This window comes from Streptomyces aureus (assembly GCF_000725495.1).
Taxonomy (GTDB): domain Bacteria; phylum Actinomycetota; class Actinomycetes; order Streptomycetales; family Streptomycetaceae; genus Streptomyces; species Streptomyces aureus_B.
The window spans coordinates 1-23,725 of the sequence record NZ_JNZD01000042.1 but is presented as its reverse complement, the minus strand read 5'-3'; the positions used below and the strand labels follow the sequence as shown (position 1 = coordinate 23,725).

Below are 23,725 nucleotides of genomic sequence, written 5' to 3'. Positions count from 1 at the left end.
CGCGGCCTCCGGCACGATCGGTTCCGCTGCGGTGGGTTTCGGCCCCGCAGCGTTACGAACTCCGGACAGCCGTCGACGTCGGGGCCGTGTCGCCCGGGGCGGCGCGCACCTCCGGGGTGCACTCGTAACTGCGCAGGGGAGAGGGGGCCGGACCGCCGAGGACGACACTGCCGTCGTCCCGGGCCGCGGCCGAGTCCGAGAAGGTGCAGACGATCTGCGCGAGGGCCGTCGGGGTGAGGTCCCGCGGGGAGGTGCTCAGCCGCAGCGTGTCCTCCGGGTCCCCGTCATGGGGCCCGCCGACCGTCATGCCGCCGCGGACGTCCGTCGTGTACCCGGCCTGCTCCTCGGGCGTCGACGGCGCCTCGGCGAGTTCGTCGAGCAGCGCCTGGGCCACCAGGACCCGGCGCGCCGCCTCCGCCGTGCCGTCCGGGATGCGCACCGAACGGTCCACCGTCACCAGCTGTTCCGAGCAGAGCAGGAACACCTGGACCGGCACCCCGTGCGAGGACTGGGTGGTGATGTCGGGGCCGGACAGGGCGCAGGGCACCCGGGAGGGAGCCGGACCGAAGTCGGTGGGCACCTGGGTGGGGCGGATGCCGCACCCGGCGAGCAGCGCGGCGAGCAGGGGGACGGCCGCCCAGGTCAGCGCCTTGCGGCGCGTGGCGGCGGCCGTCCGTCGGCCGTCGGGGTGTGCGGTGGTCATCCGGCGGTGCCTTCCGTGCCGTTCCCGGGCGTGGCGCCGTCATGGCCCCGGCGGTCGCCGGCGAGCAGTTCCGACACGTCCTGCGGCAGGCGCAGCGTGAACACGGCCCCGCCCTCGGGAGAGTTCGCCGCGGTGATCTCGCCGCCGTGGATGTGCGCGTTCTCCAGGGCGATGGACAGGCCGAGGCCGCTGCCCTCGGAGCGCGGGCGGGACGCGCTGGCCTTGTAGAACCGGTCGAAGACGTGCGGCAGGACGTCCTCGGGAATGCCGGGACCGTGGTCGCGCACCTTGATGACCAGCTCCCCGCCCTCCACCCGCACGGACACCCGGACCGGTGACCCGCCGTGCTTGAGCGCGTTGCCGATCAGGTTCGCCAGGATCACGTCGAGCCGGCGCGGGTCGAGCCGCACCGTCATCCCGCGTTCGGCGTCGAGTTCGACGGCGTCCAGCCAGGCACGCGCGTCGATGCACGCGGTGATCTGGTCGGCGATGTCCACGTCGTCGAGGAGGAGCCGGGCGGTGCCCGCGTCGAAACGGGTCACCTCCATCAGGTTCTCCACGAGGTCGCCCAGACGCCGGGTCTCGCTGACGACCAGCCGCACGGCCGGTTCGATCATCGGGTCGACGCTGCCGGTCTCCGCGTCCAGCTCCTCCTCGAGGATCTCGGTGACGGCGGTGATCGCGGTGAGCGGCGTCCGCAGTTCGTGGGACATGTCGGCGACGAAACGCCGGGACGCCTCGTCCCGCGCGCTCATGTCCGCGACCCGTTTCTCCAGGGCCTCCGCCGTCCGGTTGAACGTCCGGGACAGATCGGCGAGTTCGTCGGTGCCGGAGACCCGCAGCCGGGTGTCCAGCTTGCCCTCGCCGAGCCGGCGGGCCGCGATGCCCAGCCGGTGCACCGGCTTGAGGACGGTGGTCGCCGCCGCCTGCGCGAGCAGCGCCGAGCCGATCAGGGCGAGTCCGGTCGCGATGCCCAGCGACCACGCCAGGGAGTTGAGGTCCTTGGCCTCCGGCTCCAGGGACTTGAGCATGTAGCCGGTCGTGCTGCCGTCGATCACGCGGGCCCCGCCCACGAGGTACGACTTGTCGTGCTGGGTGATCCGCTGCCAGTACAGGTGGTACGCGGACTTGTTGGTCGAGGACAGCGGCTGCTGCTTGTTCACCGCCTTGCGGAGCGAGGGCGGTACGTCCTCCAGGGTGAACGTGTCCAGCTCCGAGTTGCCGGTGATCATCTTGCCGTCGACGTCCTCGGCGGTCAGCAGCACGCTGAAGCGCTGGCTGCTGTTCGCCATCTGTCCGGCCGTGCGCTGGAGTTCGTCCTGCGCCGGGTGCACCGGCAGCATGCTGGCGTGGTTGCGCATCTCCTGCTGGAAGTCGCGCAGCACCGCGTCCTGGGTACGGGTGAGCACGGCCTCGCGGTTGAGCCAGTACGCGATGCCCGAGGCGGACACCGCGGCGGTGAGCGCGACGAGTCCGAACACCACGACCAGCCGCAGCCGCAGGCTGGTGAAACGCAGTCCGGACAGCAACGCCTTGCGCGCCGCGGCCCAGCCGCGGAGCTTGTCCTGCGGTTTGGTCACTGAGGGTTGTCCAGCCGATAGCCGACGCCGCGCACGGTACGGATCAGGGTGGGCGAGGAGGGCACGTCCTCCACCTTGGCGCGCAGCCGCTGCACACAGGCGTCGACCAGACGCGAGTCGCCCAGGTAGTCGTGCTCCCACACCAGTCGCAGCAACTGCTGCCGGGACAGCGCCTGTCCGGGCCTGCGGCTCAGCTCGAGGAGCAACCGCAGCTCGGTGGGCGTCAGTTGCAGGTCCTCGCCGTTCTTGGTGACCGTCATCGCGGCCCGGTCGATGACCAGCGAGCCGAACGACGCCGAGTCGTTCGCCTCCCGCTCGCCACGGCGCAGCACGGCACGGATCCGGGCGTCGAGCACCCGGCCCTGCACGGGCTTGACGACATAGTCGTCGGCGCCGGACTCCAGTCCGACCACGACGTCGATGTCGTCACTGCGCGCGGTCAGCAGGATGATCGGCAGCTGGTCGGTGCGTCGGATGCGACGGCACACCTCGAAGCCGTCGATTCCGGGCAGCATCACATCCAGCACGATCAGATCCGGTCGCTGCTCGCGCAGGAGCTTCAGACCGTCCTCGCCGGTGGCAGCAGTGGCCACCCGGTGTCCCTGGCGCGTCAAAGAGAGCTCCAGGGCCGTCCGGATGGCGTCGTCGTCCTCGATCAGCAACAGGGAAGGCACGAACGTCATTCTGGCCCATGTCATGCTCGGGTATCGACTGTTGGAGCGCTCCCACTCGTCTCCCGGGCACATCGGAGGCCCTCCGGGGTGCCACCCGGGGCCCAAGTGGCCATCTGCGTAGTCGTACCGCTCTTCTCTGTGATCGCGCTGTGCCGCGCCTGGGGGCGGCCCCTGTGACAGGTCTGTGACAGTCGGCGGACACGGCCATGAAGTGGGCCCGGCAAGCTTTTCGGCACAAGGCAGGACGCACGACGGAACGAACCGAAGATCCGGGACTCCACGACGGGGGGCGCGAGATGAACACGCTGCACAGCACCAGCACTAGCGCAGTTGTCACGCGGCTCCACGACGTCACCCGGGCCGCGGAGAAGTCCGGCAACGTGAACAGCGGCCGGGGGTGCGCTCGCGGGGCCGGGCGTCAGCACACCGTGTACATGACGGTGGTTGACGGTTTCACGGGGGAGAACACCACGGCGCCCGCCGCCGTGGGCACGACGGGGGGGAAGGCTCACGGGGGAGCCGCGTACGGGGAGGACACGGGGGAGCGTCGCTCCGGGACGGGCAGCGCGGAGGCCGAAGCGGCCTTCACCGCCTACGTCCAGGAGCGCCGCGCCTCCCTGTACGCAACCGCCTACCACCTGACCGGTGACCGCTTCGAGGCCGAGGACCTGCTGCAGAGCGCGCTGTTCTCGACCTACCGGGCCTGGGACCGGATCAGCGACAAGGCCGCCGTCGGCGGATACCTGCGTCGCACCATGACGAACCTGCACATCAGCGCGTGGCGCCGCCGCAAACTGAACGAGTACCCGACCGAGGAGCTGCCGGAGACGCCCGGCGACACGGACGCGATGCGCGGCACCGAGCTGCGCGCGGTCCTGTGGCAGGCGCTGGCCCGGCTGCCCGAACTCCAGCGGACGATGCTGGTCCTCCGTTACTACGAGGGCCGCACCGACCCGGAGATCGCGGAGATCCTCGGCATCAGTGTCGGCACGGTGAAGTCCAGCATCTGGCGGTCGCTCCGCCGGATGCGCGAGGACGAGGTCCTCAGCTTCGGCCGTGACGAGGAGGAGTCCTTCGGCGAGCTTGTCGCCTGAGGGCACGGGGGAGCGGAAACGCTCAGCACGGAGACCGGTTCCGGGGGGAGCCGGTGACGGGGGAGCCGGTTCCGGGGGGAGCCGGCGCCGAACGGGGTCACGGGGAAACGGGTCACGGGGAGACAACCGTGTCACGGGGGACCACGGGGGAAAGACGGAGAAGGTCCAGGCGGTCGGGGGTCCGCCTGGACCTTCTTCGTGTCCGTGAGCCGCAGGGCGCGTCCCCGGCGGGAGTTCTGGCCGGCAGGGGCGACGGTTACCGGCTTACCGGACTGCGAACTACTGCCTACGCGGCGGTGGTCGGGGCGGTGGTGGTCGGGGCGGAGGTCCGCCGCGCGGCCGAGGCGGCCGTCAGCCGGCCGAGCGCCTCGTCGCGGTCGCAGGGGTGGGCGCCCAGGGCGGCCTGGCGCGCCACGATGGACCGCTCGGAGCGCATCAGCCGCCAGCCGCGCCGCAGCAGGAAGGGCACCGACTTGCGGCCTTCCCGCAGATCCCGTACGAAGCGCCGCCGGAACGTGGTGACCGCGCCCCGGGACAGGCACAACGCATCGGCCAGCAGCCCGAGTTCACGGCAGCGCCCGACGATCTCGGCGGCGAAGATGCCCTCGGCGATGAACAGCGGCGCGCCGTCGATGCCCAGGGCCTCGCTGCCGGTGCGGGCGCTCAGGGAGATGTCGTAGACGGGGATGGTCGTACGTCCCGTACGGCACAGTTCCTCGATCGCGGCGACCGCGGTGTCCGCGTCCCAGGACAGCGGGTGGTCCCAGTCGATGTCCGCGCTGCCCTCGACCTGGGGCAGCGTCGGGTCGCCGGCCTCCTTGTAGAAGTCGTCGAGGCGGAGCACCGGGAGCCCGGAGGCGGCGGCGAGAAGGGACTTCCCGGAGCCGGAGGGACCGCAGAGCAGCACCACGCGGGCGGGTATCGGGAGAGGGGAACCCAATGGTCTGTACCTTCTGTGACAGGTCCGGCGGCGCCGCGCGACGGCGCGGCTCCCCGCCATTATCCCCGGCTTCGCCGTATGTGCGGACGGATGTCGCCGGGGTGTGACGAGCGGCTCGGTCGTGACGAGCCGTCGGGGCATGACGAGTGGCGCTGATATGCCTGTTGACCCGCAGGGGCGAATCCGCCGCGAGGACCGCACGGGCGCGGCGCGGGTCAACTACTGTGCGTGGCGCGGCGAACGCAAGGCGTTCTCCGTCCGTCGTACCCCGATCTCCGCAAGCCGAAGAGGACAACCTGATGGCGCGACACGCAGCCCCGCGGAACACCCTGGCCCGTACGACCGCGAGGGTCGCCGCGCTGGTCGGTGTGGCCGCCGCCGGCGCGGCCGTGGCCGCACCGGCGTTCGCGGACACCGCTCCCGCCGCGCACACCGGGTCCGCCGCGCTCGGCGGCATCGACCCGCAGGCGGGACTGACGGCGCTGACCGGGACCGTGGGGCATGTCACGGGCCCCGTCGAGGGCCTCAAGCCCAACCCGCTGGCCGGCACCGGAGTGGACCCGCTCGACAACGGCGTGGGCACCCAGCTCGCCGACTTCCAGCCGCTGTCCTCCAAGGCGCTCACCGGCCCGGTGGCGCAGGCGCAGTCGATCGGCCGCATCCCCGTGCTGGGCCAGGTGACCGGCGTCCTGCGCTGACCGAGGGCCGCACGGGCCTCGCACGGCCCCGGACACGCGAGAGCCGCGCTCCCCCTGGACGGAGGGGGAACGCGGCTCTCTCGTGCGCGGAGCCCCGGGGACACGGATCGGGGCCCCGACATCTCAGGGCGTCGGCAGCCCGGGGCTCAGTAGGACGAGCCCCCGGCTCCCAGGGAGCCGGTCGGGTGCCAGACCGTCTTCGTCTCCAGGAAGGCCGTCATGCGCTCGGTCCCGGGAGTCCGCGCGTAATCCACAGCCTGTGGACGGAGAACGCGCTTCAGGTTGTCCGCGGCGGCGATCTCCAGCTCCTTCGCCAGCACCTCGTCGGCGCCGGCCAGGTCGATCGCGTTGACGTCCTGGTGGGCGGCCAGCGGGGCGGCGATCTCCGCGGTCCGGCCGGACAGGACGTTCACGACACCGCCGGGCAGGTCGGAGGTGGCCAGCACCTCGCCCAGCGACAGCGCCGGCAGCGGGGACTTCTCGCTGGCGATCACGATCACCGTGTTGCCGGTGGCGATCACCGGGGCGATCACCGACACCAGACCGAGGAACGACGACTCCTGCGGTGCCAGGACCGTCACCACACCCGTCGGCTCGGGGGAGGACAGGTTGAAGTAAGGGCCCGCGACCGGGTTGCCGCCGCCCACGACCTGGGCGATCTTGTCGGTCCAGCCCGCGTACCAGACCCAGCGGTCGATCGTGGCGTCCACCACGGCCGCCGCCTTCGCCTTGGACAGGCCCTCGGCGTCGGCCACCTCGCGGACGAACTGCTCCTTGCGGCCCTCCAGCATCTCGGCGACGCGGTACAGGATCTGTCCGCGGTTGTATGCCGTCGCGCCGGACCAGCCGCCGAACGCCTTGCGCGCCGCGACGACCGCGTCACGGGCGTCCTTGCGGCTGGACTGCGGAGCGTTCGCCAGCCACTTGCCCTTGGAGTCGGTCACCTCGTACACCCGGCCGCTCTCGGAACGCGGGAACTTGCCGCCCACGTACAGCTTGTAGGTCTTGAAGACGCTCAGACGCTGCTGCTCGGACTTCTCGGCTGCACTCATTTATCGCTCGCCCTCCGGGCTAGACGGGGCGAGGTACGCCTCCAGGCCGTGACGGCCGCCCTCGCGGCCGAAGCCCGACTCCTTGTACCCGCCGAACGGCGAGGTCGGGTCGAACTTGTTGAACGTGTTGGACCAGACGACGCCCGCGCGGAGCTTGTTCGCCACGGCGAGGATCCGGGAGCCCTTCTCGGTCCAGATGCCCGCCGAGAGGCCGTACGCGGAGTTGTTGGCCTTGGCGACCGCCTCGTCCGGGGTGCGGAACGTGAGGACGGACAGCACCGGACCGAAGATCTCGTCCCGGGCGATGGTGTGCGCCTGGGTGACGTTCGTGAACAGCGTCGGGGCGAACCAGTAGCCGGCGGAGGGGAGTTCACAGGCCGGGGACCAGCGCTCGGCGCCCTCCGCCTCACCCTGCTCGACGAGCGAGGTGATGCGCGAGAGCTGCTCCTCGGAGTTGATCGCGCCGATGTCCGTGTTCTTGTCGAGCGGGTCGCCGAGACGCAGCGTCGACAGCCGGCGCTTGAGCGAGTCGAGCAGCTCGTCGTGGATCGACTCCTGGACCAGCAGCCGCGAACCCGCGCAGCAGACCTGGCCCTGGTTGAAGAAGATGCCGCTGACGATGCCCTCGACGGCCTGGTCGATCGGGGCGTCGTCGAAGACGATGTTCGCGCCCTTGCCGCCCAGTTCGAGTGTCACCTTCTTGTGCGAGCCCGCGACCTGGCGCGCGATCGCCTTGCCGACGGCGGTGGATCCGGTGAAGGCCACCTTGTCCACGTCCGGGTGCGCGACGAGGGCCGCGCCCGCGTCGCCGTAGCCGGGAAGGATGTTGACGACACCCTTGGGCAGGCCCGCCTGGCGGCAGATGTCCGCGAAGAACAGCGCCGTCAGGGGCGTCGTCTCCGCGGGCTTGAGGACGACCGTGTTGCCGGTCGCGAGGGCCGGGGCGATCTTCCACGCCAGCATCAGCAGCGGGAAGTTCCACGGGATGACCTGGCCCGCGACGCCCAGCGGACGCGGGTTCGCGCCGTATCCGGCGTGGTCGAGCTTGTCGGCCCAGCCCGCGTAGTAGAAGAAGTGCGCGGCGACCAGGGGGAGGTCGGCGTCCCGGGTCTCCTTGATCGGCTTGCCGTTGTCCAGGGTCTCCAGGACGGCCAGCTCACGGCTGCGCTCCTGGATGATCCGCGCGATGCGGAACAGGTACTTGGCACGCTCGGAGCCCGGCAGCGCGGACCACTTCACGAACGCCTTGCGGGCGGCCTTCACCGCGCGGTCCACGTCCGCCTCGCCGGCCTGGGCGATCTCGGACAGGACCTCCTCGGTGGAGGGGGAGACGGTCTTGAAGACCTTGCCCTCGGCGGCCTCGGTGAACTCACCGTCGATGAAGAGGCCGTAGGAGGGGGCGATGTCGACGACGGAGCGGGACTCGGGCGCCGGTGCGTATTCGAATACGGAAGCCATGTCGGATCAGTCCACCGTCACGTAGTCGGGGCCGGAGTAGCGGCCGGTGGCCAGCTTCTGACGCTGCATCAGCAGGTCGTTCAGGAGCGAGGAGGCGCCGAAGCGGAACCAGTGGTTGTCCAGCCAGTCCGCGCCCGCGGTCTCGTTCACCAGGACCAGGAACTTGATTGCGTCCTTGGTCGTGCGGATGCCGCCGGCCGGCTTCACGCCGACCTGCACGCCGGTCTGCGCGCGGAAGTCGCGCACGGCCTCCAGCATCAGCAGCGTGTTCGCGGGGGTCGCGTTCACGGCCACCTTGCCGGTGGAGGTCTTGATGAAGTCGGCACCGGCCAGCATGCCGAGCCAGCTCGCCCGCCGGATGTTGTCGTACGTCGAGAGCTCGCCGGTCTCGAAGATGACCTTCAGGCGGGCGGCGCCCGAGGCCTCCTTCACGGCGACGATCTCGTCGTACACCTTCAAGTATCTGCCCGCGAGGAACGCCCCGCGGTCGATGACCATGTCGATCTCGTCGGCGCCCGCGGCGACGGCGTCGCGGACGTCGGCCAGCTTCACGTCGAGGGCGGCGCGGCCGGCCGGGAAGGCGGTGGCGACGGAGGCGACCTTCACGCCGGAACCGGCGACGGCCTCCTTCGCGACGGCCACCATGTCGGGATAGACACAGACCGCCGCCGTGGTGGGCGTCGTGCGGTCGGTCGGGTCCGGGAGGACCGCCTTGGCGCCGAGTGCCCGGACCTTGCCCGGGGTGTCCGCGCCTTCCAGCGTCGTCAGGTCGACCATCGAGATGGCGAGGTCGATGGCGTACGCCTTCGCGGTGGTCTTGATGGAACGGGTGCCGAGCGAGGCGGCGCGCGCCTCCAGGCCGACCGCGTCGACGCCGGGCAGCCCGTGGAGGAAGCGGCGCAGCGTGCTGTCGGACGCGGTTACGTCGCCGAGGCTATGTGCGGGTGCAGAGGTGGGCATGGTCACCAGACGAGCATATCTACGCGCGTAGCGGCTGTACAGCCCCGGTCGGAGCGGAGCCTTTTTTCGACCGGGCTGCCCCGCTCGGCGCCCTGCCCCGCACCGGGGGGAGCTTGCCCCCGATCCGGAGGGGAGCCCGGCCCCTGCACCTCCCGGGACCGGGGGTGTCCTGCCCTCCTGGGACCCGGGGTGTCCGGTCCCCCGGCACCCCACAAGCCTTCTCTCGCCCCCTCCGCCCCTACCCGTCCCGTACCTGGGGCTCCGCCCCAGACCCCGCTCCTCAAACGCCGGAGGGGCTGGAGATTGCCCCGCACCCGAGAGGTGGGGGTTGGCCCGCACCCGAGGGGTGGGGGTTGGCCCGCACCCGAGGGGTGGGCCGGAGGGATGGCCACCCCTGGGGCTCCGCCCCGGACCCCGCTCCTCAAACGCCGGAGGGGCTGAAATATCCCCGGCCGGGGCTGAAATTTCCCCGGCCGGGGCTGGAAGGTTCCCGGGCAAGGGCCGGAACGTTGCTGGGCCGGGGCTGGGACGTTCCCGGGCCGGGACTGGATCCTGCACAAGCCACCACGCACCCGCAGTCGGGATCCGGCGTGAGGGGACGGGCCGGTACATCGATGCCCGTCGCCACTAACGTTCACGTCTCTGTCCGACGGCGACGGGCTGATGCACCGGACCGGCCCCGACCCACCCACCGGGCCGGACCCGGTCAGCGGCCAGTGGCTCGTGCGTCGATCTGCCAGCAGGCTGCCGTGAAGCGCACCTGCGTGCCGTGCACGAACGGCTCGAACGCGGAGCGGACCGACTCCACCACCCGGGCCCGGGTCTCCTCGTCCACGTCCCGCAACGCGATCCCGACCGGCCCGAACCGGCTGAAGTACGGCACCAGCTCCGACTCGGCCATGACGCACCCCGCGTCCACAGGCCGCACCTCGACCTCGCCCCACCCGCCCCGCTCCAGCAACCCCCGCACCCGCCCCGCGTCCGCCAACGCGAACTGCCCCGGAGCATCGGGCACCCGCTCCGGCAGCCCCGGCATCAACGGCGCCGCCGCCCGCTCGGCCGTCGTCATGAACGGATTCTCCGCGAGATCACGCCACACGATGAACCGCAGCACGCCGTCCTCCCGCACCGCCCCCCGCAGATTCCCGAACGTCCGCACCGGATCCGCAAAGAACATGACCCCGAACCGGGAGACGACCGCATCGAAGCCCCCGGGCTCGAACGCATGGTCCTGCGCATCGGCCCGGACGAACGACGCCCGCACCCCCGCCCGCTCCGCCCGAACTCGCGCCGCCCCCACCATGGGCTCCGAGATGTCGACACCGACGCACCGGCCCTCTGCCCCGAGCCGACGCGCGATCGCCACCGTCGTGCCGCCCGTGCCGCACCCCACGTCGAGGACGCTGCCCCCCTGCCCGGCCGGAAACTTCTCGACCAGCAGTTCCTCCAGCGGCGCGAACAACGCGTCCACCATGTCCTGGGACTCCACCCAGGCGTTCCCGGTAGGCCCGTTCCACCGTTCGACCTGATCTTCGGCGCCCGTGCGGCCCACCCCGTGCTCGGATCCCGTAGCCATCGTTGCCTCCTGTCGTCGCCCTCACGGCCCTGGAGAGAACACCGTCCCGGTTCACGCCGGCCTGAGCCCAAGACGATGCCGGACCTGGATAGCGCCGCACGGGCACGGCGCGCCAGAGCACCCGCTCCGATCCCGCGCAGAGCTCGCGGGGGGCTCGCGGAGGGCTCGCGGAGGGCTCGGGAGGGTTCGCGACCATAGCGAGACCCGGCCGAGCCCAAGCGCGCGGTACACGTCGTGCACAATCGGGACCATGACGACCCCCGACCCCCAGTCACCCCGTCCGGACGCCTCGCGACCCGAGGCCAGGGACCGGATCTACCGGTCGCCCGCCGGTATCGCGGGCGGCGTCCTCCTGCTGCTCCTCGTGGGCTGGCTCGGCTTCGACGCGTTGGTCTCCGGACACGGCCGCACCCCCTGGCTGGCGCTCGCCGGACTGATCCTCATCGTCCCGGTCGTGGCCGCGTTCACCCTGCGCCCCGCCGTCTACGCCAACGAGGACCGGCTGCGGGTCCGCAACCCGCTCCGTGTGATCGTCCTGCCGTGGGGCAAGGTCGCCTCGCTGCGCTCGCACTACTCGAACGAGGTGATCGACACCTCGGGCACGAAGTACCAGTTGTGGGCGGTGCCCGTGTCCCTGCGCGCCCGCAAGAAGGCGGCCCGCCAGCAACAGCAGGGCGGCCGCGGCCGCGAGGGCCGTACGTCGCAGTTCGGCCTGTCCGGCTTCGGCCGGGGCGCCGCCACCGACGCCCCCTCCCGCCCCGAGACGGACCAGATCATGGACGATCTGCGGGAGCTGGCGGAGGCCCGCGCGACGGCGGAGAGCGCGCAGGGCGAGGTCACGGTGCGCTGGGCGTACGAGGTGATGGGCCCGGCACTCGCCGGCCTGGTCGTCCTGGTGATCCTGCTGGCGACGGGCTGACCAGCCCCTGAGCGACGGGCTGACCAGCCCTGAGCGGGTCCTGCCCGCCCCGCCCGCGACCGCTGCCCCACCCGGAGACGGAGCCGAGGGCTTTCCGCACCACCGCCCCTCGGCCCGAGTCCCTGGAAAACGATGAACACCCACGCCCGGCAGACGCTGCCCGCCACCGCGATACCCGACGGCTGCCTTCCCTGGAGCACGGAGGACACCCGGCGCTGGACGCGGGCCCTGCCGCCGGGCTGGATCCCGGTGCCGAGGGTCGGACTGCGCGTCCTCAAGCTGGTACTGGCGGTGGGCGTGCTGGCCGCGCTGGGCCTGACGACGGACGGTCTGCCGCCGTACCTGGCGGCGTGGGCCGGGCTCCAGTTGGTGTGGCTGCAACTGCGGCCCGAGCTCGTACGGGTGTCGGCGCCACTGCTGGCGCTGGTGACCGTGGTCCTGCGGCCCGCACCGGTGATCCCGGTGCTCGCGGGGGCGCTCGTACTGAACGGGGCCTGCCTGGCGGTCGCCGCCCTGCGCCTGCGGGCACGGGAACGCCAGCGGGAGGCGGCGCTGGCCGCCTCCGGCGGGGTGAGCGCACTCCCGCCGGGTGCGGACCTGCCCCTCGGGCGCGGCCGGTTCCTCTCCGGGCTGGGGATCACCTTGATCGCGGCGGGCGTCCCGCTGGCCGCGACCGCCGGTGTCTGGGACGACGCCGAGGGCCGCCGGGCGGCGATGGTCGCCGGCTGTTTCGTGGCGGGGCTGGGCGCCACCGCGCTGCTCTCCGGTGTGCTCGGCCGACGGCGGGCCGTCGCGCTGCGTGCCGCGCCCGCGCCGGTGCTGCGCGTGCTGATGCGCGAGACCCGGCACGGCGACGCGAAGGTCTACGCCGCTGACGACATCGGGGGCCTGCGCCCACTGTTCACGGTCGGAGTGACTCCTCTGGACGCGACCCCCGCCCAGAACCTGAACGCGACCCCCGCCGAACCTCACGCCCCGACCCACAACACCCCCCACCCCCAGAACCCTGCCCCAGCCCCTGCCCCGGCCCCCGCCACAGACCCCATGACGGACGCCATGGCCGAAGCCGTGGCGGACGTCCTGACAGACGTCGTCACGGACGTGGCCGACCTCGGTCCAGTCTCCGACCGGGACGACGACCGGCCGGGGCCGCTGCGGGAAGCCGTCCTGTACGGGGCGCCCTACGACGGCGCCGAGGTCGTCCTGGTCGGCGCCCCGTCCGAGCCGGGCGGGGCGCCGGTGGCGCAGCGGTCGACCGGTCCCGTCCGCCCGCTGTCGGAGGGGGCCGTGAGGCGGCGGCTGGAACGGGAGAAGCGGACGTCGGCCCGGACCGCCGCGGAGGACGAGCTGCACCTCGGCCTGGTGGAGACCGCCAGTCGCGCGAAACCGGTGCCGGTACGGCGCTGGCGCGCGGGGGCGGTGGACCGGCTGGCCGGTCTGCTGATGGTGGTGTGGGCCGTTCCGCTGTGCTGGGACACGTTCGTCGACGGGGACACGGGCCTCTGGAAGCGGATCCTCGTCCTGCTCTTCGGCCTGTTCGGGGCGTTCCGCCTCCCCGTGAAGCTCTGCTGGCGCCTGACCGCCGACCGCACCGGCCTCTGGCTGAACGGTCTGCGCGGGACCACCCACATCCCCTGGGACGACGTCCGCTCGGTCCGCCGCGAGTCCCTCGAACTCAAGCTGCGCTGGGGCGGCGACGGGGCCTGGACGGTCTCCGCTCCCAGGTGGGCCTGGTTCCAGCGCGTGCGGGGTCTGACCCACCCGTACGACGCCCTGGCCGCCGAGGTCACCGCGATGCGCACGGACCCGGCCCTGCGTCCCACGGGCGACAGCGAGGAGCGGGACCGGGGCCGACCGCTGTGGCCGCTGGCGGTGCCGCTCGTCCTCGCGTGGCTGACGGCGGTGCTGGCCGGCTGGACGGGCTTCCCGGGCCGCTGACTCGGGCCCCGTGCCCCAGCGTTCCAACCCGGGCCAGTGACCCAGCGCTCCAACCCGGGCCGGTGACCCAGAGCCCACCCCGGGCCGGTGACTCGGTCCGCCAACGCGGACCGCACCCCGGGCCGGTGACCCCGACCCGCCAACCCGGTCCGCCGACCCGCAGCGGCCCCCCGCCCCGATCAGCCCCTAGGGCGCACTGGGCCACACCAGCACCATGTACGCACCGCAATACGCCGACCCCAGCACCGCCGCCGTGAGGAAGATGCCCCGGAAGCGGCGTGAGGCTCGGGCCAGGTGCAGGGCCGCGGGGAGCAGCAGCGGGAAGCCGGGGAGCAGGAAGCGGGCGCGCGGGAAGTAGACGCCGCCGCTGCCGAGGACGATCAGCAGCAGGACGCCGGTGAAGACGAGCAGGGGGAGCGGCTGGCGGTCCCCGGCCGAGAGCACGTACAGCCCCACCGACGTCAGCAGCGTCACGGTCACCATGATCAGGAACAGCTCGGGCGACGAGTTCTGCGCCAGTACCTCCCGCAGCCGCCGCACGGTCTCGGCGCCGCCGTCCCACTCGTTGTGCCACAGCCGCTGTACGGCGAAGTAGCCGTCCCAGCGGCCCAGCCGGACGCCCACCCAGCCGACGTAGGCGAGCCAGCCGGCCGGGGCGAGGAGGACGGCCGCGAGTGCCCGGACCGAGAAGCCGCGGCGCAGCGACAGCAGGGCGGCCACGGCCACGGCGGCGGCGACGGCGATGCCGGTGGGCCGGGTCAGGCCCGCCAGCGCCGCCAGCGAGGCGGCCCACAGCAACCGGCCGGTGAGGACCGCGTACAGCGCCCACGCGGCGAAGGCGGTGAACAGGGACTCCGTGTAACCCATCCACTGGACCAGGCCCACCGGCAGGGCCGCCCACAGCACGGTCAGCAGCACGCCGACGCGCCGGCCGTGCAGTCGGCTGCCCACCGCGTGGACGCCCCAGGCGGCGAGGAACGAGCAGATGACCGCGATCGCCAGCCCGGTGGAGGCGCGCGAACCGGGTGTCAGGACCGCGACCGCCTTGACCAGGACCGGGTAGAGAGGGAAGAAGGCCAGGCTGTTGGCGTCGTACGCGGTGCCCAGATGGTGTGCGTAGCCGTGGTCGGCGATGCCGAGGTACCAGTCCGCGTCCCACTGGGCCGCCAGGATCGGCCAGACGCCGTGGTGTCTGCGGTGCGCCCAGACGGCGAGGACGAGCAGACCGGTGAGGCGGACGGCGGCGTAGGCGAGAAGGGCGGGGGCCGCGTCCCGCAGCCGGGCGCGGACCGTGGTGACGAGGCCGGTGAGGACGCCGGGGAGGAAACCGGCGGCGCCGGGCGCGCGCCGGGCGGCCGGGACGCCGGGGACGGTCCTGCCCGGGGCGCTCCGGGGCGGGGCGGACGTCGGCCGGGATTCGGTCGAGGGCACGCGGCGGCTCCTGGGACTCGATGGTGCGCTGCCGGTAACCGTTCCTCGGTCACCCGGCGACGCACGGGAGCGCTGCGTCAACTGCCCTGCGGAAATCACCCGTGAGGAGGGCGGACGCGCGTGTCGGAGCCCGGCGCGGTCTTCCGCGCGGCAGCAGGGTCTCCCCGTACGGCGGGAGGCGTCTCCCGCACGGCAGGCGGGGGCTCTCCGCACGGCGGAAGCAGGTCTCCGGCATGGCAGTAGAGGTCTCCCCGCACGGCGGGAGCCGGTCTCCCCCTCGGCAGGAGGGGTTTCCCGCTCGGCACGAGGCGGCCTCCCGCACGGCAGCAGGGGTATCCCCCCGAGGCAGGAGGCGGTCTCCGGCACGGCAGGAGGGGTCTCCCCGCATGGCGGGAGGTGGTCACCCGCTCGGCAGGCGGGGGCTCTCCGCGCTGCGGGAGCAGGTCTCCGGCATGGCAGTAGAGATCTCCCCGCACGGCGGGAGCCGGACTCCCGCTCGGCAGGAGGGGTTTCCCGCTCGGCACGTGGCGGCCTCCCGCTCGGCAGGAGGGTCTCCTCGCCCGGCGGGAGCAGGTCTCCCGCGCGGCGGGAGGGGTTTCCCCGCGCGGCGGGAGGCGGCCTCCCGCACGGCAGGCGGGGGCTCCTCGCCCGGCGGGAGGCGGTCGTCGGGCCGCCTCCCGCCGGGGGGATCGAACCGCTGCGGTCAGATACCGGCCGCCGCCGACAGATCCCGCTTGATCGCCGTCAGCAGCGCGGTCGCCTTCGTGTGCGCCGCCGGGAGCTCGTCGTGGCCGCCGACCGGCACCACGACCTCCAGGTAGCACTTCAGCTTGGGCTCGGTGCCGCTCGGGCGGACGATGACCCGGGCGCCGTCCAGGGTGTAGCGCAGACCGTCCGTGGGCGGCAGCCGGTCCGTCCCCCGGGTCAGGTCCTCGGCCCGGGTGATCGCCAGGCCCGCGAGCTCCGTGGGCGGCTGCTCGCGCAGCCGGCGCATGGCGTTCGCGATGACCGTCAGGTCCTCCACCCGCACCGAGAGCTGGTCGGTGGCGTGCAGCCCGTACGCGACGGCGATGTCGTCGAGCAGGTCGAGCAGCGTCCGGCCCTGCTCCTTGAGCTCCGAGGCCAGCTCGGTGATCAGGAGGGCGGCGGTGATGCCGTCCTTGTCGCGGACGCCCTCGGGGTCGACGCAGTAGCCGAGCGCCTCCTCGTAGCCGAACCGCAGTCCTTCGACGCGGGCGATCCACTTGAAGCCGGTGAGCGTCTCCTCGTACGGCAGCCCCGCGCCCTCGGCGATCCGGCCGAGCAGGGAGGACGAGACGATCGACTCGGCGAAGACGCCGCGCGCGCCGCGCCGAACCAGGTGCTCGGCGAGCAGCGCGCCGACCTCGTCGCCGCGCAGCATGCGCCAGTCCGTGCCGGACTTCACGGCCACGGCACACCGGTCGGCGTCCGGGTCGTTGGCGATGACAAGGTCGGGCTCCGCCGCGCGCGCCGCCGCGAACGCGAGGTCCATCGCGCCCGGCTCCTCCGGGTTGGGGAAGGCGACGGTCGGGAAGTCCGGGTCGGGCTCGGCCTGCTCGGCGACGAGCACCGGCTCGGGGAACCCGGCCCGGGCGAAGGCGGCCAGCAGCACGTCCTTGCCGACGCCGTGCATCGCCGTGTAGACGGTGCGGGCGGTGCGCGCCGAGCCCTCGGCGAGGACGGCGTCCGTACGGGCCAGGTACGCGTCGAGGACACCCTCGTCGAGGGTCTCCCAGCCGGAGTCCGGACGGGGGACGTCGGCGAGCGCGCGGACGGCGTCGATCTCGGCGGCGATCTCCGCGTCGGCCGGCGGGACGATCTGCGAGCCGTCGCCGAGGTACACCTTGTAGCCGTTGTCCCGGGGCGGGTTGTGGCTGGCGGTGACCTCCACGCCCGCGACCGCGCCGAGATGCCGTATGGCGTAGGCGAGGACGGGGGTGGGCAGCGGCCGGGGCAGGACGGCGGCGCGCAGTCCCGCGCCCGTCATCACGGCGGCGGTGTCGCGGGCGAAGTCCGCGGACTTGTGACGGGCGTCGTAGCCGATCACCACGAGTCCGCCGGCCTGGCCCTTGCCCTTGAGATACGCGGCGAGTCCGGCCGCGGCCCGGATGACCACGGAGCGGTTCATCCGCATCGGTCCCGCGCCGAGCTCACCGCGCAGACCGGCGGTGCCGAACTGGAGCGTCCCGCTGAAGCGGGCGGTCAGTTCGGTGACGTCCTCGGCCTCCACGAGCTTGGCGAGTTCGTCACGGGTCTCCGCGTCGGGGTCCTCGGCCAGCCATGCCTTGGCCCGCGCGACGATGTCGTCCTGCACCTGGGGTGCACCTCTCTTCGGTCGTACGGTTCCGTGTGCCCGGGGCGCCGCGCCCCGCGCCGGGGCGGTCGCGCCGTCGCCTACAGACGATCCAGCACCTGGGTCAGAAGTTCCCCCATGCGCGCGGCCGAGTCACGGCCCGCCTGGAGGACTTCCTCATGGTTCAGGGGCTCGCCCGTCATACCGGCGGCGAGGTTGGTGACGAGGGAGATGCCGAGCACCTCGGCGCCGGCCTCGCGCGCGGCGATGGCTTCGAGGGTCGTCGACATGCCGACGAGGTCGGCGCCGATGACACGGGCCATCCGGATCTCGGCGGGCGTCTCGTAGTGCGGGCCGGGGAACTGGGCGTAGACGCCCTCCTCCAGCGTGGGGTCGACCTCCTTGCACAGCGCGCGCAGCCGCGGCGAGTACAGGTCGGTGAGGTCGACGAAGTTCGCGCCGACGATCGGCGAGGTGGCCGTCAGGTTGATGTGGTCGCTGATCAGCACGGGCTGACCGGGGCGCATGCCCTCGCGCAGACCGCCGCAGCCGTTGGTGAGCACGATGGTCTTGCAGCCGGCGGCGACGGCGGTACGGACACCGTGCGCGACGGCGGCGACGCCGCGGCCCTCGTAGAAGTGGGTGCGGCCGAGGAAGACCAGGGCGCGCTTGTCGCCGATGCGGTACGAGCGGATCGTGCCGCCGTGTCCCTCGACGGCCGGCGGCGGGAAGCCGGGCAGCTCGGTGACCGGGAACTCGGCCTCGGGGGTGCCGAGGGCGTCCACGGCGGGGGCCCAGCCGGAGCCCATCACGAGGGCGACGTCGTGGGTCTCGGCGCCCGTCAGCTCACGCAGGCGCGTGGCGGCGGCGTCGGCGGCGGCGTGGGGGTCGCCCTGGATGTCGTCCGGAAGAAGAGATGCGTTCACGCGCAAGAGCGTAGCCGCTCTGGGCCTACGCGCGTAGATGACGGAGCTCACGGTCTTGCGATCGTTGTCTTGTCGTTTCCGACGAACGGGTGACGCGGGGGAAGCCGGGGGCGTCCTGGCGACACGGCGGGCCGTGCCGGTGCGCGGCGGGACCGGCCGGGGAGCGGCGGGGTGCGCGACGGCACCCCGGCGGCGGGGCGAGCGGGCCGGGCGGAAGGGCGGAAACCGCTCCCGAGCGGCCAGGATGCTGCGCGACGCGGCGGGGCGTGCCCGCGCGGGCACGGCTCAGCAGGGGCGCTTGCGCAGCTCCATCACATAGTCGTGGGGCGCTCCCGCCGACTCGGCGGCGTCCGCCACCTCGCCCAGATAACGCGCCGAGGGCAGTCCGCCCTCGTACCCGTTCAGTACGTAGACCCACGCCGCTTCCTCACCCTCCAGAGTGTGTACACGTACGCGCATCCGGCGGTAGACGTCGAGACCGACGCCCTCCCATCGGTCCATGGAGTCCTCGTCCAGGGGTGCGATGTCGTACAGCGCGACGAAGACCTGGGACCGCGGCGCCTCGACGATCGTCGCCAGCGCGCCCTCCCAGCCCATGTGCTCGCCGCCGAAGGTCAGCCGCCAGCCGTTCAGCCAGCCCGTGGCGCGCAGCGGCGAATGCGGGGCGCGGCGCGTCATGAGCCGCGGGTCGAGATTGCCGGCGTACGCGGCGTAGAGCGACATGGGGTCGAGGGTACGGCAGCGGCCCGTACGCCTCTCGCGTAACAAAGTGGCTCGGATGCCGCTCTCCCGGGCCCCCTGGGCGGAAGCACCTTGAAGCGTGCGGGACAATGGAGTACGTGACTCGGATCGTGATCATCGGTGGCGGACCCGGCGGATATGAAGCGGCGCTGGTGGCCGCGCAGCTCGGCGCGGAGGTGACCGTCGTCGACTGCGACGGTCTGGGCGGGGCGTCGGTGCTCACCGACTGCGTGCCGTCGAAGACTCTCATCGCCACGGCCGAGGTGATGACGACGTTCGACTCCTCGTACGAGGAGCTGGGGATCATCGTCGCCGACGACACCCCCCACGTGGAACAGGCCGCCCGGGTGGTCGGGGTCGACCTCGGCAAGGTCAACCGCCGTGTGAAGCGCCTCGCGCTCGCCCAGTCGCACGACATCACGGCCTCGGTGACCCGCGCCGGCGCCCGTGTCCTGCGCGGCCGCGGCCGGCTGGAGGGCATGCAGGCCCTGGACGGCTCCCGCAAGGTCGTCGTGAGCGCCGCGGACGGCACCGAGGAGACCCTCACCGCCGACGCCGTGCTCATCGCCACCGGCGGCCACCCGCGCGAGCTGCCCGACGCGCAGCCCGACGGCGAGCGCATCCTGAACTGGACCCAGGTCTACGACCTCGACGAGCTGCCCGAGGAACTCATCGTGGTCGGCTCCGGCGTCACCGGCGCCGAGTTCGCCGGCGCGTACCAGGCGCTCGGCTCCCGGGTCACCCTCGTCTCCAGCCGCGACCGGGTGCTGCCGGGCGAGGACCCGGACGCCGCCGCGGTCCTGGAGGACGTCTTCCGCCGCCGCGGCATGAACGTCATGGCCCGCTCGCGCGCCGAGTCCGCCAAGCGGGTCGGCGACCGGGTCGAGGTCACGCTCTCCGACGGCCGGGTCATCAGCGGCACGCACTGCCTGATGGCCGTCGGTGCCATCCCCAACAGCGCGGGCATGGGTCTGGAGGAGGCCGGGGTCAGGCTCCGCGACTCCGGGCACATCTGGACCGACAAGGTCTCGCGCACGACGGCCCCGGGCGTGTACGCGGCCGGTGACGTGACCGGCGTCTTCGCCCTCGCGTCCGTCGCCGCGATGCAGGGCCGCATCGCCATGTACCACTTCCTCGGCGACGCGGTGGCCCCGCTGAACCTGAAGACGGTCTCCTCGAACGTCTTCACCGACCCCGAGATCGCCACTGTCGGCTACACCCAGGCGGACGTCGACGGGGGCAAGATCGACGCCCGGGTCGTGAAGCTGCCGCTGCTGCGCAACCCGCGCGCCAAGATGCAGGGCATCCGCGACGGCTTCGTCAAGATCTTCTGCCGTCCCGGCACCGGCATCGTGGTCGGCGGTGTGGTCGTCTCCCCGCGCGCCTCCGAGCTGATCCACCCGATCTCGATCGCGGTCGACAACAATCTGACGGTCGAACAGATCGCGAACGCCTTCACCGTGTACCCGTCCCTGTCCGGCTCGATCGCCGAGGTGGCACGGCAGCTGCACACCCGGAAGACCGCGGGCGAGGGCTGACGGGCCCGGCCGACTCCCCGCAGGTCGCGGGGAGTTGGTGACGCTCCGCAGGGGCGGTATGGCCCGAGTGGGCACGTATACCACTCACCACCCCGTCATGCGAACAACTTCTGTTATTCGGCGCAAACTGCTGAAAGCAGACGGTCGTTGGGGTTACTGTCAGTTTCGTGTTCGCTGCAGAACGTCGCCAATTGATCCTCGAAATGGTGCGAGCGAACGGGGCCGTGTCGCTCCGTGAGCTCGCCCGCGTCGTCCAGACCTCCGAAGTGACCGTACGGCGGGACGTGCGCGCGCTGGAGGCAGAAGGACTCCTCGACCGCCGGCACGGCGGTGCGGTATTGCCGGGCGGGTTCACGCGGGAGTCCGGCTTTCCGCAGAAATCGCATCTCGCGACCGCCGAGAAGACCGCCATCGCCGATCTCGCCGCGGGTCTCGTCGAAGAGGGCGAGGCCATCGTGGTGGGGGCGGGTACCACCACGCAGGAGCTGGCCCGCCGGCTCGCGCGGGTGCCGGGGCTGACCGTCGTCACGAACTCCCTGCTGGTGGCCCAGGCCCTGGCGCACGCCAACCGCGTGGAGGTCGTGATGACCGGCGGCACCCTGCGCGGTTCCAACTACGCCCTGGTGGGCTCGGGTGCGGAGCAGTCCCTGCAAGGGCTGCGCGTGTCCCGGGCGTTCCTCTCCGGGAGCGGTCTGACCGCCGAGCGCGGACTCTCCACGTCCAACATGCTCTCCGCGTCCGTGGACCGTGCTCTGGTCCAGGCGGCCGCCGAGGTCGTGGTCCTCGCCGACCACACCAAGCTCGGGACGGACACCATGTTCCAGACCGTGCCGACCGACCTCATCACCCGTCTGGTCACGGACGAGCCGCCCGCCCACGACGACCGTGCGGCCACCGAACTGCAGGCCCTGGCCGATCAGGGCGTCCAGATCGCGGTGGCCGGGGCGTCGGCGTCGGGCGGTGCGGGAGGGGAGCAGCTCCCGGCGGGACGCCAGCAGCGCCGGGACGTACCGCTCCCCGGCCCGCGCCGCGGCCAGGTGGTCCCGGGCTCGGGGCCGCAACTACGGAGCGCGACGGTGATGGGGGACCAGCCCCCGGCCGAACGCGCACGAGTGGCCGATCTTCGACGCCGCTGAGCGGCGCCGGACCGTGACGCCCGATGGCCGGACCACCGTCCGGCCGGGCCGGTTCACCGCGGCAGGTGGCCGCACCGGCTGAAACGGGCCGTCAGGACGACCGCCGCCCGAGCGGTCCCGTCGGGCCGACAGGCTGGGCCCGGGCATGCTGCCCGGCGGCCGAGCCGGGGTGGTCCGTGGTGCCGGACTGTTGGTCAGGTCGCCGGCGGGCAAGGGTGGTTCGTGGGTACCGGCCGCAGGTCGGGCCCTGCCGGGTCGCGCCGAGCGTCAGGGCGCTGCGGGGGTAGGGACCGTGGGCCGGGACGCGTGTGAGTTCGGGTTGCCCGGCGGAGCGCGGACCGGGGTGTCCCGCCGCCGAGCCGGGTCTGGACGGTGTCGGACTGTCGGTCAGCCGGCCGGCGGGCATGGGCCGTTCGTGGAAATGGGCCGCAGGTCTGGGAGCTGCTGGGTGCGCGCCGAGCGTCAGGGCGCTGCTGGGTACGGGCCGTGGGCCTGAGCGTTGTCTGGTTCGGGTCGTGGGCCGGGCTGCTCGTGGGTTCGGGTTGTCCGGCCGGGGGCGCATCACGGTGTCCTGCCGTCGAGCCGGGTGGTTGTGGCGTCGGGCCGTCGGACGCGGACGGCCGGCTGCGCCGGACTGTGGGCCGGGCGGATCCCGGTGTCGGGCCGTCGGGTCGGTTCGAGATGTTGGCCGGACACCGGTGCTTCACTGCTGCGTGGCGGCCGGTCGGCCGGGTGGTTGGTTCGGGCCGGTGGCTCTGGCGGGGCCGGGGCCCCGGGGCTCATGGCTTCAGGCCGCGCAGGGTCAGGTTCAGCAGACGGTCGGCCAGGGCGGGGTCGTTCGCGGTTTCCTCCGCCGCCAGCGCGATCGCGTTGGTCAGCTGGAGGAGGTCCCCGATCGACACGTCGGGGCGTACGGCCCCCGACTCCTGGGCGCGGAGCAACAGGGCCGCGCCCGCCTCACGCATCGGGCCGCTGCACCGGGCGAGGTGTGAACCCTCGTCCCGCGCGGCCGACATGAGGGCACGGGCGAGCCCCCGGTATTCACTGGCGTGCGTGACGATCTCGCGCAGCCACTGCACCAGGGCGGTGCACGGCTGCGGGGCGTCGAGCAGTTCGCGCGAGCGGGCCAGCAGTTCGCCCACCGCCTCCTCGAAGACCGCGCTCATCAACGCGTGCCGATTCGGGAAGTGCCGGTACAGGGTGCCGATTCCGACGCCCGCGCGCCGGGCCACGTCCTCCAGCGACGCGTCCGTACCGTGCGCGGCGAACGCGGAGCGCGCCTCGGCGAGCAGCCGCCCGTGGTTGCGCCGTGCGTCCGCGCGCATCACGCGCGGCGCCCCCGGTCCCGGGGCTGGTACGGCCGCCCCGGTCCGTTCCCTCGCGGTCGCGCCCGTCATGGCCTTCACCTGCCCTCTCCCGCCGCCCGGCTGCGCTCCAGGATGCCACCGGCGGGTCCGCGGGCGAACGTTCACGGGCCGGGCGCCGGACGGCTCGAAGAATCATCGACGGTTGCGCGGACGAAGGACCGAGCGCCGCGGGGACGGGTTCCGCCCCGCCCGGCGGGCGCCAGGCGGACCCTTTGCGGCGCCCCACAGGGCGAGGCGCCGGTTGGCCGGCTTGGCGAGCCCGACTTGCGGAGCCCCCAGGCGGACTGCTTGGTGCGCCCTGCCCGGCGAGTTGCCCCGCGGGCCGCTTGACGCGCCTGCACAGCGAGGCGCCGGGTGGATCGCTTGGCGAGCCCGCAATGCGAAGCCCCCGGCGGAACGGTTGGCACGCCCGAACAGCGAAGCCCCTGGTGGACCGTTTGACGCGCCCAGCGCACCGACGCGCCGGGTGACCGCTCGGCGTGCCCCGCAAGGCGAAGCGCCCGGCAGGCCGCTTGTTGCGGTGCCGGGCGCTTCGGAGGCGGGGGACGGGTGGGTACCCGTCCGTGGTGCTCAGTGCCTGCTCAGTCCTTGATCTCGCAGATCGGGGCGCCGGAGGTGACGGAGGCGCCGACCTCCGCGCTCAGGCCCTTGACGGTGCCCGAGCGGTGCGCGTTCAGGGG

19 protein-coding genes are annotated in these 23,725 nt (G+C 72.9%); 6 read left to right on the top strand and 13 right to left on the bottom strand.

The genetic code is table 11. From position 1 onward, the window contains the following. Positions 1-52 precede the first annotated feature (52 nt). Genes IO36_RS33700 through afsQ1 form a run of 3 tightly spaced genes read right to left on the bottom strand, consistent with a single transcriptional unit; the run spans position 53 to position 2,957 of the window. Positions 53-703, bottom strand: a complete 651-nt coding sequence (locus tag IO36_RS33700) for a hypothetical protein (protein WP_245173580.1) — start codon at positions 701-703, stop codon at positions 53-55. Beyond that, positions 700-2,283 (bottom strand): sensor histidine kinase, encoded by a 1,584-nt coding sequence (locus IO36_RS33695; protein WP_037625632.1) that lies wholly within the window; start codon positions 2,281-2,283, stop codon positions 700-702. The genes IO36_RS33700 and IO36_RS33695 overlap by 4 nt, the downstream gene beginning before the upstream one ends. Then, positions 2,280-2,957 (bottom strand): two-component system response regulator AfsQ1, encoded by a 678-nt coding sequence (afsQ1, locus tag IO36_RS33690; RefSeq protein WP_037625670.1) that lies wholly within the window; start codon positions 2,955-2,957, stop codon positions 2,280-2,282. Before afsQ1 ends, IO36_RS33695 begins: the two co-directional genes overlap by 4 nt. Positions 2,958-3,253: 296 nt before the next feature. Between afsQ1 and IO36_RS33685 the strand changes: the two genes are divergently transcribed. After that, entirely contained in the window at positions 3,254-4,051 is a 798-nt protein-coding gene (locus IO36_RS33685) for a SigE family RNA polymerase sigma factor (protein WP_037625630.1), read from the top strand. Positions 4,052-4,337: 286 nt separating this feature from the next. Here the strand turns inward: IO36_RS33685 and IO36_RS33680 are convergent, their stop codons facing one another. Then, positions 4,338-4,991 (bottom strand): uridine kinase family protein, encoded by a 654-nt coding sequence (locus tag IO36_RS33680; RefSeq protein WP_037625628.1) that lies wholly within the window; start codon positions 4,989-4,991, stop codon positions 4,338-4,340. A 299-nt stretch (positions 4,992-5,290) separates the two neighbouring features. Between IO36_RS33680 and IO36_RS33675 the strand changes: the two genes are divergently transcribed. Next, positions 5,291-5,689, top strand: coding sequence for a hypothetical protein (locus IO36_RS33675; RefSeq protein WP_037625627.1), 399 nt, complete (start codon positions 5,291-5,293; stop codon positions 5,687-5,689). Positions 5,690-5,835: 146 nt separating this feature from the next. On the opposite strand, the gene IO36_RS33670 is transcribed toward IO36_RS33675, so the two are convergent. The 4 genes from IO36_RS33670 to IO36_RS33655 form a co-directional block, all read right to left on the bottom strand. Beyond that, positions 5,836-6,741 (bottom strand): aldehyde dehydrogenase family protein, encoded by a 906-nt coding sequence (locus IO36_RS33670; RefSeq protein ID WP_051901154.1) that lies wholly within the window; start codon positions 6,739-6,741, stop codon positions 5,836-5,838. Further along, positions 6,742-8,199: an aldehyde dehydrogenase family protein gene (locus tag IO36_RS33665; RefSeq protein WP_037625625.1), complete on the bottom strand. Its 1,458-nt coding sequence runs from the start codon at positions 8,197-8,199 to the stop codon at positions 6,742-6,744. It lies immediately after the preceding gene. A gap of 6 nt (positions 8,200-8,205) precedes the next feature. Beyond that, positions 8,206-9,159: a deoxyribose-phosphate aldolase gene (gene deoC, locus IO36_RS33660; protein ID WP_037625666.1), complete on the bottom strand. Its 954-nt coding sequence runs from the start codon at positions 9,157-9,159 to the stop codon at positions 8,206-8,208. Between the two features lie 706 nt (positions 9,160-9,865). Then, positions 9,866-10,648: a class I SAM-dependent methyltransferase gene (locus IO36_RS33655; RefSeq protein WP_245173579.1), complete on the bottom strand. Its 783-nt coding sequence runs from the start codon at positions 10,646-10,648 to the stop codon at positions 9,866-9,868. Between the two features lie 337 nt (positions 10,649-10,985). Here IO36_RS33655 and IO36_RS33650 point away from each other — a divergent pair, with 337 nt between their 5' ends. Beyond that, on the top strand, positions 10,986-11,654 hold the full coding sequence (locus IO36_RS33650) for a PH domain-containing protein (RefSeq protein ID WP_037625624.1): 669 nt from the start codon (positions 10,986-10,988) through the stop codon (positions 11,652-11,654). A 132-nt stretch (positions 11,655-11,786) separates the two neighbouring features. Beyond that, positions 11,787-13,592, top strand: a complete 1,806-nt coding sequence (locus IO36_RS33645; protein ID WP_037625623.1) for a hypothetical protein — start codon at positions 11,787-11,789, stop codon at positions 13,590-13,592. Between the two features lie 186 nt (positions 13,593-13,778). Here IO36_RS33645 and IO36_RS33640 read toward each other — a convergent pair whose 3' ends face one another. The 4 genes from IO36_RS33640 to IO36_RS33625 all read right to left on the bottom strand — a co-directional run bounded on the left by IO36_RS33640 (position 13,779) and on the right by IO36_RS33625 (position 18,986). Further along, on the bottom strand, positions 13,779-15,023 hold the full coding sequence (locus IO36_RS33640) for a membrane protein (RefSeq protein ID WP_037625621.1): 1,245 nt from the start codon (positions 15,021-15,023) through the stop codon (positions 13,779-13,781). Between the two features lie 703 nt (positions 15,024-15,726). After that, positions 15,727-17,358: a phospho-sugar mutase gene (locus IO36_RS33635; protein ID WP_037625618.1), complete on the bottom strand. Its 1,632-nt coding sequence runs from the start codon at positions 17,356-17,358 to the stop codon at positions 15,727-15,729. Between the two features lie 80 nt (positions 17,359-17,438). Beyond that, positions 17,439-18,263, bottom strand: a complete 825-nt coding sequence (locus IO36_RS33630; RefSeq protein WP_037625616.1) for a purine-nucleoside phosphorylase — start codon at positions 18,261-18,263, stop codon at positions 17,439-17,441. A 285-nt stretch (positions 18,264-18,548) separates the two neighbouring features. After that, positions 18,549-18,986 (bottom strand): gamma-glutamylcyclotransferase family protein, encoded by a 438-nt coding sequence (locus tag IO36_RS33625; protein ID WP_037625615.1) that lies wholly within the window; start codon positions 18,984-18,986, stop codon positions 18,549-18,551. Positions 18,987-19,093: 107 nt separating this feature from the next. On the opposite strand from IO36_RS33625, the gene IO36_RS33620 reads away from it, so the two are divergent. Both IO36_RS33620 and IO36_RS33615 read left to right on the top strand, forming a co-directional pair. Continuing rightward, the gene (locus IO36_RS33620) at positions 19,094-20,542 is read left to right on the top strand and encodes an NAD(P)H-quinone dehydrogenase (protein ID WP_037625613.1); all 1,449 of its coding nucleotides are present in this window, start codon (positions 19,094-19,096) and stop codon (positions 20,540-20,542) included. Between the two features lie 203 nt (positions 20,543-20,745). Beyond that, the gene (locus IO36_RS33615) at positions 20,746-21,678 is read left to right on the top strand and encodes a DeoR/GlpR family DNA-binding transcription regulator (RefSeq protein ID WP_037625611.1); all 933 of its coding nucleotides are present in this window, start codon (positions 20,746-20,748) and stop codon (positions 21,676-21,678) included. Between the two features lie 779 nt (positions 21,679-22,457). On the opposite strand, the gene IO36_RS33610 is transcribed toward IO36_RS33615, so the two are convergent. After that, a complete protein-coding gene (locus tag IO36_RS33610) occupies positions 22,458-23,003 on the bottom strand; it encodes a TetR/AcrR family transcriptional regulator (RefSeq protein WP_037625609.1) in 546 nt (181 codons plus the stop codon). Positions 23,004-23,725 lie beyond the last annotated feature (722 nt).

Bases quoted from the DNA above. Each gene is read 5' to 3' on its own strand.
- IO36_RS33700 (WP_245173580.1), bottom strand. From the start codon at position 703: ATGACCACCGCACACCCCGACGGCCGACGGACGGCCGCCGCCACGCGC.
- IO36_RS33685 (WP_037625630.1), top strand. From the start codon at position 3,254: ATGAACACGCTGCACAGCACCAGCACTAGCGCAGTTGTCACGCGGCTC.
- IO36_RS33675 (WP_037625627.1), top strand. From the start codon at position 5,291: ATGGCGCGACACGCAGCCCCGCGGAACACCCTGGCCCGTACGACCGCG.
- IO36_RS33670 (WP_051901154.1), bottom strand. From the start codon at position 6,741: ATGAGTGCAGCCGAGAAGTCCGAGCAGCAGCGTCTGAGCGTCTTCAAG.
- IO36_RS33665 (WP_037625625.1), bottom strand. From the start codon at position 8,199: ATGGCTTCCGTATTCGAATACGCACCGGCGCCCGAGTCCCGCTCCGTC.
- deoC (WP_037625666.1), bottom strand. From the start codon at position 9,159: ATGCCCACCTCTGCACCCGCACATAGCCTCGGCGACGTAACCGCGTCC.
- IO36_RS33650 (WP_037625624.1), top strand. From the start codon at position 10,986: ATGACGACCCCCGACCCCCAGTCACCCCGTCCGGACGCCTCGCGACCC.
- IO36_RS33645 (WP_037625623.1), top strand. From the start codon at position 11,787: ATGAACACCCACGCCCGGCAGACGCTGCCCGCCACCGCGATACCCGAC.
- IO36_RS33625 (WP_037625615.1), bottom strand. From the start codon at position 18,986: ATGTCGCTCTACGCCGCGTACGCCGGCAATCTCGACCCGCGGCTCATG.
- IO36_RS33620 (WP_037625613.1), top strand. From the start codon at position 19,094: ATGGAGTACGTGACTCGGATCGTGATCATCGGTGGCGGACCCGGCGGA.
- IO36_RS33615 (WP_037625611.1), top strand. From the start codon at position 20,746: ATGGTGCGAGCGAACGGGGCCGTGTCGCTCCGTGAGCTCGCCCGCGTC.
- IO36_RS33610 (WP_037625609.1), bottom strand. From the start codon at position 23,003: ATGCGCGCGGACGCACGGCGCAACCACGGGCGGCTGCTCGCCGAGGCG.